The organism is Burkholderia sp. 4M9327F10, from assembly GCF_005503145.1.
In the GTDB taxonomy this organism is placed as follows: Bacteria; Pseudomonadota; Gammaproteobacteria; order Burkholderiales; family Burkholderiaceae; genus Paraburkholderia.
The window spans coordinates 66,582-77,645 of sequence record NZ_SCNV01000038.1 but is presented as its reverse complement, the minus strand read 5'-3'; the positions used below and the strand labels follow the sequence as shown (position 1 = coordinate 77,645).

Here is an 11,064-nt window from a genome sequence, read left to right as displayed (position 1 = left end):
ATCGACCGCATCTTCCTTGAACTGCTCCGAGAATTCCCGTCTTCCCATCTGACACCTCTCTGTCTGGCTATAAGTCTACCTTTTGAGGTGTCCAGGTTCATTAGGCCACTACAGCACCTACTTTTCTTTGCCGCCGCAAAGAAAAGTAGGCAAAAGAAAGCGGGCTGCAACCGCCAGCTTGTAGTGAGCCATCCCGGTGTGCCACGGGAAACGGCCCAAGACGAGACCCGCCCTCGCAAACTCCTCCCTCGTGGCACAGCGCTCATCCACCCCACTCCGCACTTCGTGCGTCGCGGACGGGTTTGCATGGGAAAGCAGGGGATTGGAATACTTAGAATGCCTAATTTTCTTGAAGAAGCCCTTATGCCCAACGGCGGGGCGCGCAGCGCGACGCTGGAGCGGATGAATGCTTTGTCACCAAGGGGAGTGGTGCGAGAGCGGGTCTTGTCTTGGGCCGTTCCCGGTGGCAGACCTAGATGGCTCACTACAAGCTGGCGGTTGCAGCCCGCTTTCTTTTGCCTACTTTTCTTTGCAGCGGCAAAGAAAAGTAGGTGCCGCCCCGCACAGGGGCAACGCTAATAGACCAGAAGCAAAACAAGGAAAGGCCAACACCCTAGGACCACCAACCAAAACGCCGAAGGCAAAAGCAAAAGCAAAACCAACACTGCCCGAGCGATAATACCCCCACCGACCAAAGGTCAAAAAAAAGCCCCTAACCCCGATGATCATCCGCCCCCACCTCCACTGGTTCCGAATGCTGCTGGCCTGGCGCGGCTCCGTCCTCCCGCAACTGCTGCCACGCCTGTTCCTGATCGTCGGTATCTCCATCGCCGCAGTGGCAATCCACGACCACCTCTTCAACATCACAGTCAACCTCAGCACAACACCGTTCTCCCTGATCGGTATCGCGCTCGCCGTCTTCCTCGGTTTCCGCAACAACGCCAGCTACGACCGCTGGTGGGAAGCCCGCAAGCTCTGGGGACAACTCCTCAACGACACGCGCTCCATGACTCGCCAGCTCCTCACGCTGCCCCGCGAGCCCCTCGCCAGCGACGAAGTCCAGCAATTCGCGCATGTGCTCAGCGCCCTGCCCCACGCGCTGCGGCATCAACTCCGTAAAACCGCTCCAGACGAAGATTTGGCCGCACGCCTGCCCGCGCCGTTGCTCGAGCGCGTGATGGCGTCGCGCTACCGCCCCACCACCCTCATGCTCGTGCTCGGCGAATGGGTGCAACGCCAGGCGCGCGCGGGCGCAATCGATCCCATGGCCGTGCTGGCCTTCGATCGCAATCTGAATTCGCTCTCGGATGTCATCGGCGGATGCGAGCGTATCGGTTCTACGCCGCTGCCGTTTGCCTACTCGGTGATGATCCACCGCACCGTCTACTTCTTCTGCGCGGCGCTGCCGTTCGGGCTTGTTGAAAGCGTCGGTATCTTTACGCCCATTTTCTCCGTCTTCGTCGCCTACGCCTTCATGGCTCACGAGGCGATCGCCTCGCAGCTCGAGGACCCCTTCGGCACCGACGAAAACGACCTCGCCCTCACCATGATGTCCGTCTATATCGAGGACGCCATGCGCGATCTGCTAGGTGAACCCGCCCTCGCCATCCCCGGCCCGGAAGAAGAGCAGTTCCTCGTCAACTGATACCCGCGCCCCAAGACGCACCCAGAACGCGCAGAAAATCAACCTGACCGCGGCACCGGCAGACGCCGCCGCGCGCGGTCCGTTCAGTCGTTACCCACCGTATCCGACAAGCGCTTGAGCGTCGCCACCCGCGCGCCGATGATATCCACGCGGCCGTGTTCGTCAGTTACCGGCGTCGCCGCAACCAGATAGGCGTTCCACGCGCGCTGCGCCTGTACCAGAGTGGGCCGGGCACGCGCCGGCATCTTCGTCTGCAGGCGTCGGTAGTAGCGATTCATGTCGAAAGTCGCGTGCTCGCACATCGCATCTGCCGAACATGCGCGTGGGCGATCCGGTGCAGCCGCACCCGTGGACGCCCCGGCCGCCGCGCTGCGCAGCGCCAGCGCCCGATCACGCACTGGCTGCAATTGCATGTCCGCTTCGGCCATCTGGTACATGGCGCCGTGGGTCGTCGCGAAGACCGCGTCGAGCAGCGGCGCCTGCGCATCGCGCGATGCCTGCCAGCGCGTCTGGCTCTCTTCCCACGCCCTGCGCCGCGCGGGCGGCAGCTTCGCCATGAGCTGCTGCCACGCGGTATTCATGGCGGCCTGCCAGCCGAAACGGGCCGTCTCCATGCACTGCAACTGGCCCGCCGTCGACGACATGTCGCTGCGCGCCAGACACGCACGCATGGCCGCGTCGATCGGATCGGCTGCGGCCACTTCGGCATGGGCGCCGCTCGTCAGCGTCGAAGCCACCATCAGCAGCGCCGCGGCGGCCAGGGTCCAGGCGCCGCCGAGCCGTTGCAACAGCCCCATCTTCAGCCGCGCACGCAATCGACGAAGTACTCGATGCGGCCGTTGATGGTCTCGCCGACCAGACCGTGGATGTCGGTATGGAAGCCCGGGAAGCGCTCGTTGAACTCGCGCGCAAAGCGCAAGTAATTGACGATCGTCTTGTTGAAGCGCTCGCCCGGAATCAGCAGCGGAATACCCGGTGGATACGGCGTAAGCAGAATCGACGTGACGCGGCCTTCGAGTTCGTCGATCGGTACCCGGTCGACCTCGCGGTGCGCGAGCTTGGCGAACGCGTCGGACGGGTTCATGGCGGGCTCCATGCTCGACAGGTACATCTCGGTCGTCAGGCGGGCGATGTCATTGGCGCGGTAGACGCTGTGGATCTGCTGGCACAGATCGCGCAGACCCACGCGCTCGTACATCGGATGATGCGAAACGAACTTCGGCAGCACGCGCCACAGCGGCTGGTTGTTGTCGTAGTCGTCCTTGAACTGCTGCAGCTCGGTCACCATCGAGTTCCAGCGGCCCTTGGTGATACCGATCGTGAACATGATGAAGAACGAATACAAGCCGGTCTTCTCGACGATGATGCCGTGCTCGGCCAGGTACTTCGTGACGATCGCCGCCGGAATGCCGGTCTCGCCGAAGCCGCCGTCCATGTCGAGGCCCGGCGTAACGATGGTCGCCTTGATCGGGTCGAGCATGTTGAAGCCGTCGGCGAGCGGGCCGAAGCCGTGCCAGGCGTCGTTCGGACGCAGCATCCAGTCTTCGCGCGAGCCAATGCCCTCTTCCGCGAATTCTTCCGGACCCCAAACCTTGAAGAACCAGTCGTCACCGTATTCGTCGTCGACCTTGCGCATCGCGCGGCGGAAATCGAGCGCCTCGGCAATCGACTCTTCCACCAGCGCGGTGCCGCCCGGCGCTTCCATCATCGCTGCAGCCACGTCGCACGATGCGATGATCGCGTACTGCGGGCTTGTCGAGGTGTGCATCAGATACGCTTCGTTAAAGCGATGCTTGTCGAAGCTGCTGTTCTTCGAGTCCTGCACCACGATCTGCGAAGCCTGCGAAATACCGGCCAGCAGCTTGTGCGTGGAGTGCGTGGCGAACACCAGTGCGCCGATGCGCGGACGGCCCGCGCCGATCGCGTGCATGTCCTGATAGAACTCGTGGAACTCGGCGTGCGGCAGCCATGCTTCGTCGAAGTGCAGCGTATCGAGCCAGTCGCCGAGCATTTCCTTGATCATCTCGACGTTGTAGATCACGCCGTCGTAGGTGCTCTGCGTGATGGTCAGGATGCGCGGCTTGAGGCCCGGGTTCTTAGCGAGCGCCTCGCGGGCGAACGGGTTAGCCTCGATCTTCTTGCGGATGTTCTCCGGCTCGAACTCGCTGCGCGGAATCGGGCCGATGATGCCGAAGTTATTGCGTGTCGGCGTGAGGAACACCGGAATCGCACCGGTCATCATGATCGCGTGCAGGATCGACTTGTGGCAGTTACGGTCCACCAGCACGATGTCGTCCGGCGCAACGGTGCTGTGCCAGACGATCTTGTTCGAGGTCGAGGTGCCGTTGGTCACGAAGAACACGTGGTCGGCGCTGAAAATGCGCGCGGCGTTGCGCTCGGAGGCGGCCACCGGACCGGTGTGATCGAGCAGCTGGCCGAGTTCGTCGACGGCATTGCAGACGTCCGCGCGCAGCATGTTCTCGCCGAAGAACTGGTGGAACATCTGGCCGAGCGGGCTCTTCAGGAACGCCACGCCGCCCGAGTGCCCCGGGCAGTGCCACGAGTACGAGCCTTCGTCCGCGTACTGCACCAGTTCCTTGAAGAACGGCGGCGCGAGCGAATCGAGGTAGACCTTGGTCTCGCGGATGATGTGGCGCGCGACGAACTCCGGCGTGTCCTCGAACATGTGGATGAAACCGTGCAGCTCGCGCAGGATGTCGTTCGGCAGGTGGCGCGAGGTGCGCGTCTCACCGTACAGGAAGATGGGAATGTCGGCGTTGCGGCGGCGCACTTCGGTCACGAACGCGCGCAGTGCGACGATCGCGGCGGCCAGTTCGGGCGTCTCGTCACCCTCCACCGCGACATTGTCGACGTACGGCAGCAGTTCATCGTCGTCGATCGACAGGATGAAGCACGAGGCACGGCTCGACTGCTGCGCGAAAGACGTCAGGTCGCCATAGCTCGTCAGCCCGAGCACTTCCGCGCCTTCCTTCTCGATTGCTTCGGCGAGAGCCCGGATGCCGGAACCCGAGATGTTCTCGGAACGGAAATCTTCGTCAATGATGACGACGGGGAAACGAAACTTCATGGGCGATTCTCCAAAAGGAACGACCGCTGTCTTCTTTGGTAAAGAGCAGCGGTCACCTGTATTGCGGGTGGGTCAGTGCGCTGCGGGCGTCACGTTTTGGGCAACGTCACGCCGTGCTGACCTTGGTATTTGCCGCCGCGATCCGCGTACGACGTTTCACAAATTTCGTCGCTTTCGAAAAACAGCACCTGGGCGACGCCTTCGTTCGCGTAGATTTTCGCAGGCAAAGGTGTCGTATTTGAGAATTCGAGCGTCACGTGCCCTTCCCACTCCGGTTCGAACGGGGTGACGTTGACGATAATCCCGCAGCGGGCATAGGTGGACTTGCCCAGGCACACCGTCAGGACGCTGCGCGGGATGCGGAAATACTCCACCGTACGGGCCAGCGCGAACGAGTTCGGCGGGATGATGCAGACATCGCCCTTGAAATCGACAAACGACTTCTCGTCAAAGTTCTTGGGATCGACAATCGTCGAATTGATGTTCGTGAAGATCTTGAATTCGTCCGCGCAGCGGATGTCGTAGCCGTAGCTCGAGGTGCCGTAGCTGACGATCTTCCGGCCGTCCTCGGAAAGACGCACCTGATCGGGCACAAACGGCTCGATCATCTTGTGCGATTCGGCCATGCGCCGGATCCACTTGTCGGATTTGATGGTCATATTGTGTACGCTGCTCGCCGCGTCAAGTCGGGGTGAAGTCCGGCCAGGGCCCGTGGGGCCGCGTGCTGCCGGAAGAAAGGCGCTTATTTTACGCGATCAGCGCGCCGCTGCCGCAACTGCGGCAAATAAGCGCCGCCGGAGTATGGCCGCCATCCGTTCTGGATGCCGCTGGAAACCGTGCAACCATGCCGGCGCGGGGGTTTGAAGGGAAAGCATCCTGTCTTGCTGCAACGCAGCGAAGCGAAGCCCGTCTGTACAGCGGGCCTTTCGGCACTGTGTGCGCCAAGCGTAAGGTTGACGGCCGCGCTGACCGCCATGAAGCGAGCGGGCGCCAAACAGCCTTACGGCCGAATCACACCGCATGCGAGCGGCGCACCCGCGCCGTGCTGCGGGTAGGCGTAAGGATCGGAGGCGTCGCGATGCAACACCACGGCGCGTTGCAGCACAGAACGGATGCCGTCGAGCGAGACGTCCGGGGCCACGATGAAGCCGGTGGCGACGCCGGTCGAATCCGCGTGGATGTTGCCGAGGTCGCCCTCGACCCGCGCACCCATCTTCAGCCGCTCGGCCGCCGGCGAGAACACCGGGCCGACGCTGGAGCCATCCGCCGCATTGCAGTCGCCGCGCTCGTGGACTTGCAGCGCGTGGTCGCTATCGGGTGGCAAGCCGGTCAGGTTGTAGGTCACCTGCACGCCGTCCGAGCGCTCGATGAACGTGACGAGACCCCGCGCCTGACTCCCTACCGTGGGCAGTAGTTGTGCGTCGGCGCGCTTTTCCTGTGGTCTCAGGAATGCAGTGCAGCCGCATAGCAGCACACTGCTGGCAGCCAGGACGATGAACGCATGCACCGCCTGTCCGTCGATTCGTTTTCCCATGCGATCCTCTTGTCGACCGCCGGCCGCCCCTGCGGTCGCCGAGCCGAACCTGATGAAGTCGACATGATACCGCGAGCGGAGGCGCGTCCAACGCCTTCCGCCTCCTGTCACGCGCCTTCTGCAAAGCGCCTCAGGTGTTCTGCACGACAATATTAGGAAACTTCGAGGTCATGTCGCGGGCCCGCTCGGCGATATGGATCGCCACCTTGCGCGCGATCGAGCGGTAAATCTCTGCGATGCGGCCATCCGGATCCGCCACGACCGTGGGCTGGCCGGAGTCGGCCTGCTCGCGAATCGCGATGTCGAGCGGCAGGCTGCCGAGCACTTCGACGCCATATTCGCTGGCCATGCGCTCGCCGCCGCCGGCGCCGAAGATATGCTCTTCATGGCCGCAGTTCGAGCAGATATGGATGCCCATGTTCTCGACGATCCCGAGGATCGGAATGCCGACTTTCTCGAACATCTTGAGGCCCTTCTTTGCGTCGAGCAATGCGATGTCCTGCGGCGTCGTGACGATCACCGCGCCCGTCACCGGTACGCGCTGCGACAGCGTGAGCTGGATGTCGCCGGTACCCGGCGGCATGTCGACGATCAGGTAATCGAGGTCTCGCCAGTTGGTCTGGCGCAGCAGTTGTTCGAGCGCGGAGGTGGCCATCGGGCCGCGCCAGACCATCGGGTTGTCCTGCTCGATCAGAAAGCCGATGGAATTGGCCTGCACGCCGTGGCCGCGCATCGGGTTCATCGACTGGCCGTCCACCGACTCGGGACGCCCCACGATACCGAGCATCATCGGCAGCGACGGCCCGTAGATGTCGGCGTCCAGAATCCCGACCGAGGCCCCTTCGCTTGCCAGCGCCAGCGCGAGGTTCACAGCGGTGGTGCTCTTGCCGACCCCACCCTTGCCCGACGCCACCGCGATGATGTTTTTCACATTCGGCAGCAATTTCACGCCGCGTTGCACGGTATGCGCCGCCACCTGCTGCGACACCTGCACCTGCGCCTGCGCTACACCCGGCACGGCGCGCAACGCGTCGCCCACCAGCGTGCGGATCGCTTCAAACTGGCGTTTGGCCGGATAGCCGAGTACCACCTCGACGCTAACCGTGGCACCATCAACGGTGACGTTCCGGAAGTTCTTGGCCGCCGCAAACGGGCGCCCCGTATTAGGGTCAGCGACGGACGAAAGGGCGGCGTCGACCAAAGCCCGATCAATGCTCATTGAAACTCCGTTGGGGAACACTTGCGGCGCGGCGGAATCGAAAGTTTCGACCGTCAGCCGGAAATTGAAAGAAATTGTTATGTGGCATTGCGTATTCCAGCCTTGCCGGGCAACCTTCGGCAGCAGCGGGTCACAGGGTCGTATCGCTGCGTGCTTCAGTCATCATTGTAGTGGCTGACGTCAGGCCTTGCCGGAAGACCCTTCTTTACTGTCGGAAGGCAGCAAAGTCCGGCAACGTTTTCGCGTAGGTTCTGCGCGGTTTCCGTTTGGGCCGGCCCGCATGGGGCTCTCCGATCGGAGCGACCCGCTTCAATAATCAAGAGGAATCAAAATGAACGCAAAAGTCATGACTCGCTTCGCAGTCTTCGCCGTAGCCGGTTCGCTGCTGGCAGGCTGCGCCACCCAACAGGGCACCAACACGGCCGTGGGTACGGGCGTCGGTGCGGGCACGGGTGCCGCAATCGGCGCGATCTTCGGCGGCGGCAAGGGTGCGGCAATCGGCGCGGGTGCGGGCGCGCTGGTCGGCGGCATCACCGGCTACAACTGGCAAGCGATTCACAACAAGCTGTCGGGCGCCACCAAGGGCACCGGCACGCAGATCACCGAGCAGCCGGACGGCTCGCTGAAGCTGAACATTCCAAGCTCGGTGACGTTCGACACGAACAGCTACGCCGTCAAGCCGTCGTTCGCGCCGGTGCTGGATCAACTGGCGCAGACGCTGACGCAGAATCCTGAAGTGATCGCGCAAGTGGTCGGCTATACGGACAGCACCGGTTCGCCGGACTACAACCAGACGTTGTCGGTGAACCGCGCGCAAAGCGTGACCGGCTATCTGGGCCAGCGCGGCATCAATCCGCAGCGCCTGTCGGCACAAGGCATGGGGCAGAATAACCCGGTTGCTGACAACAATACGGAAGCCGGTCGCGCCGCGAACCGCCGCGTGGAAATCTACCTGCGCGCCACGGCGCAACACGCAGGCGGTTAACGGCTAGCACGCGGGGCAATGGTGCGGTGGGAGCATGGGTGTATCGCAAGTCGCGGCCCGTGTACTCCCCCGTCTGACGAACGGCTGAAACACCCGGTAAACGGTACGAAGGCGGCCTGAAAAAGGGCCGAAAAAGAGCCGAAAAAAATTTCGAACTCTCCGGAAAATCCGCTGTCTGTCATTACGGTACGTGGTTGGCTTTGCCGCCGCGGCACCATTCTCCTCTTGTCGTTGTTGCTCCGGGGCCCATAGCCCCGGTTTTTTTTGGTGCCGGCTCCGCGCACCAAGGCGGGAGCGGCTGGCGCAGCTTGCCGCGGCCGCCCTGCTAGAATCGTAGTTTCGTCTCTGCAAGCCCTCATCATCCCTATGTCAGCATCCGCTAACGATCTCCGCGCGGGTCTCCCCGCAGGCGCGCCGTCCGGCCGCCGCCAGATTCTCGTCACGTCGGCCCTTCCCTATGCGAACGGGCAAATTCATATCGGCCATCTGGTCGAATATATCCAGACGGACATCTGGGTCCGGACGCTCCGAATGCACGGGCACGAGGTCTACTACGTCGGCGCCGACGACACGCACGGCACGCCGGTCATGCTGCGGGCGGAAAAGGAAGGCATCACGCCGAAGCAGCTGATCGACCGCGTCTGGCAGGAGCACAAGCGCGATTTCGACAGCTTCGGTATTTCCTTCGACAATTACTACTCGACCGACTCGGAAGAGAACCGCGTGCTGAGCGAATCCGTCTACACGGCGCTCAAGGACGCGGGCCTGATCGAGGCGCGCGATATCGAACAGGCGTATGACCCGGTCAAGGAAATGTTCCTGCCGGACCGCTTCATCAAGGGCGAGTGCCCGAAGTGCGGCGCGAAAGACCAGTATGGCGACAACTGCGAGGTCTGCGGCTCGACTTACCAGCCAACCGAGCTGCTCAACCCCTACTCGGTCGTGTCCGGCGCCACGCCGATCCGCAAGACCTCGACGCACTACTTCTTCCGCCTGTCCGATCCGCGCTGTGAGAATTTCCTGCGCGGCTGGGTGGGCGGTCTCGCTCAGCAGGAAGCCACCAACAAGATGCGCGAATGGCTCGGCGACGCCGGCGAAGCCAAGCTCGCCGACTGGGACATCTCGCGTGACGCACCGTACTTCGGCTTCGAGATTCCCGGCGCGCCCGGCAAGTACTTCTACGTGTGGCTGGATGCGCCGGTCGGCTACTACGCGAGCTTCAAGAACCTCGCCGAGAAGCGCGGAATCGATTTCAACGCGTGGGTCGGCAAGGGTTCGACGGCGGAGCAGTACCACTTCATCGGCAAAGACATCCTGTACTTCCACACGCTGTTCTGGCCGGCGATGCTCGAATTCTCGGGCCATCGCACGCCGACCAACGTGTTCGCGCACGGCTTCCTGACGGTGGACGGCGCGAAGATGTCGAAGTCGCGCGGCACCTTTATCACCGCGCAAAGCGTGATCGACACGGGCCTCAATCCGGAATGGCTGCGCTACTACTTCGCCGCCAAGCTCAACAGCACGATGGAAGACCTCGACCTGAACCTCGACGACTTCCAGGCGCGCGTGAACAGCGATCTGGTCGGCAAGTACGTGAACATCGCGAGCCGCGCGGCGGGTTTCCTGATCAAGCGTTTCGACGGCCGCATCCAGGACAGCGCGATGCACCATCCGCTGCTCGACACGCTGCGCGCGGCGATCCCGCAGATCGCCGCCAACTACGAGGCGCGCGAGTACAACCGCGCGCTGCGCCAGACCATGGACCTGGCCGACGCGGTCAACGCCTACGTCGACACCGCCAAGCCGTGGGATCAGGCGAAAGACCCGGCCAATGCGGTCGCGCTGCATGAAACCTGCAGTGTCAGCGTCGAAGCATTCCGCCTGCTGTCGCTGGCGCTCAAGCCGGTGTTGCCGAAGCTCGCCGAAGCGGTCGAGGCGTTCCTCGGCATCGAGCCGCTGAAGTGGGCCGATGCAGCGGTGCCGCTCAGCTCCGAGCGTCCGATCAACGCGTACAAGCACCTGATGACGCGCGTCGATCCCAAGCAGATCGAAGCGCTGCTGGCGGCAAACCGCGATTCGCTGCAAGCGGCTGAAGCAGCGGCGCCCGCTGCGGCAAAGACCAGGTCCAACGCAAAGGCAGCGGCTCCGGCAGCAAAGACAGGTGACGAAGACGACGGCTCCGGCATCGTCTCGATCGACGACTTTGCGAAGATCGATCTGCGTATCGCCAAAATCGTCGACTGCCGCGCGGTGGACGGCTCGGACAAGCTGCTGCAACTGACGCTCGATGTCGGCGAGGAGAAGACCCGTAACGTCTTCTCCGGCATCAAGTCGGCCTATCAGCCGGAGCAACTGATCGGCAAGCTGACGGTGATGGTCGCCAACCTCGCGCCGCGCAAGATGAAGTTCGGCCTGTCCGAAGGAATGGTGCTGGCCGCATCGGCGACCGACGAGAAGGCCGAGCCGGGCCTCTACATCCTTGAACCGCACAGCGGCGCCAAGCCGGGCATGCGCGTCAAGTAAAGCTGCGGCGCTCGCCGCGCTGCCGGAAATGCAAAAAGCACGTCATCGACGTGCTTTTTGCTTATTGGGA

At 62.9% G+C, this 11,064-nt stretch carries 8 protein-coding genes; 3 read left to right on the top strand and 5 right to left on the bottom strand.

Annotated features, from left to right (window positions below; genetic code table 11):
• The first annotated feature begins 721 nt into the window (after window positions 1-721).
• A complete protein-coding gene (locus FFS45_RS27765) occupies window positions 722-1,645 on the top strand; it encodes a bestrophin family ion channel (RefSeq protein ID WP_137957839.1) in 924 nt (307 codons plus the stop codon).
• A gap of 83 nt (window positions 1,646-1,728) precedes the next feature.
• On the opposite strand, the gene FFS45_RS27760 is transcribed toward FFS45_RS27765, so the two are convergent.
• From FFS45_RS27760 to apbC, 5 genes are all read right to left on the bottom strand, one after another.
• Window positions 1,729-2,385: a lysozyme inhibitor LprI family protein gene (locus FFS45_RS27760; RefSeq protein WP_249362960.1), complete on the bottom strand. Its 657-nt coding sequence runs from the start codon at window positions 2,383-2,385 to the stop codon at window positions 1,729-1,731.
• Between the two features lie 59 nt (window positions 2,386-2,444).
• Complete coding sequence (locus tag FFS45_RS27755; RefSeq protein WP_137957837.1) at window positions 2,445-4,733, bottom strand: arginine/lysine/ornithine decarboxylase; 2,289 nt, start codon at window positions 4,731-4,733, stop codon at window positions 2,445-2,447.
• Between the two features lie 89 nt (window positions 4,734-4,822).
• Complete coding sequence (gene dcd / locus FFS45_RS27750) at window positions 4,823-5,392, bottom strand: dCTP deaminase (protein WP_090686908.1); 570 nt, start codon at window positions 5,390-5,392, stop codon at window positions 4,823-4,825.
• A 341-nt stretch (window positions 5,393-5,733) separates the two neighbouring features.
• Window positions 5,734-6,267: a superoxide dismutase family protein gene (locus FFS45_RS27745; RefSeq protein ID WP_137957836.1), complete on the bottom strand. Its 534-nt coding sequence runs from the start codon at window positions 6,265-6,267 to the stop codon at window positions 5,734-5,736.
• 130 nt (window positions 6,268-6,397) lie between these two features.
• Window positions 6,398-7,486: an iron-sulfur cluster carrier protein ApbC gene (gene apbC / locus FFS45_RS27740; protein ID WP_137957835.1), complete on the bottom strand. Its 1,089-nt coding sequence runs from the start codon at window positions 7,484-7,486 to the stop codon at window positions 6,398-6,400.
• A 331-nt stretch (window positions 7,487-7,817) separates the two neighbouring features.
• On the opposite strand from apbC, the gene FFS45_RS27735 reads away from it, so the two are divergent.
• Both FFS45_RS27735 and metG read left to right on the top strand, forming a co-directional pair.
• Window positions 7,818-8,471, top strand: coding sequence for an OmpA family protein (locus FFS45_RS27735; RefSeq protein ID WP_137957834.1), 654 nt, complete (start codon window positions 7,818-7,820; stop codon window positions 8,469-8,471).
• Window positions 8,472-8,837: 366 nt separating this feature from the next.
• Window positions 8,838-10,994 carry a methionine--tRNA ligase gene (metG, locus tag FFS45_RS27725; protein ID WP_137957832.1) on the top strand — a complete coding sequence of 719 codons (2,157 nt, stop codon included), beginning with the start codon at window positions 8,838-8,840 and terminating at the stop codon, window positions 10,992-10,994.
• The last annotated feature ends 70 nt before the right edge of the window (window positions 10,995-11,064 follow it).

Coding starts and splice junctions, on each gene's coding strand:
- apbC (WP_137957835.1), bottom strand. CDS start 7,486: ATGAGCATTGATCGGGCTTTGGTCGACGCCGCCCTTTCGTCCGTCGCT.
- FFS45_RS27760 (WP_249362960.1), bottom strand. CDS start 2,385: ATGGTGGCTTCGACGCTGACGAGCGGCGCCCATGCCGAAGTGGCCGCA.
- FFS45_RS27735 (WP_137957834.1), top strand. CDS start 7,818: ATGAACGCAAAAGTCATGACTCGCTTCGCAGTCTTCGCCGTAGCCGGT.
- metG (WP_137957832.1), top strand. CDS start 8,838: ATGTCAGCATCCGCTAACGATCTCCGCGCGGGTCTCCCCGCAGGCGCG.
- FFS45_RS27745 (WP_137957836.1), bottom strand. CDS start 6,267: ATGGGAAAACGAATCGACGGACAGGCGGTGCATGCGTTCATCGTCCTG.
- dcd (WP_090686908.1), bottom strand. CDS start 5,392: ATGACCATCAAATCCGACAAGTGGATCCGGCGCATGGCCGAATCGCAC.
- FFS45_RS27755 (WP_137957837.1), bottom strand. CDS start 4,733: ATGAAGTTTCGTTTCCCCGTCGTCATCATTGACGAAGATTTCCGTTCC.
- FFS45_RS27765 (WP_137957839.1), top strand. CDS start 722: ATGATCATCCGCCCCCACCTCCACTGGTTCCGAATGCTGCTGGCCTGG.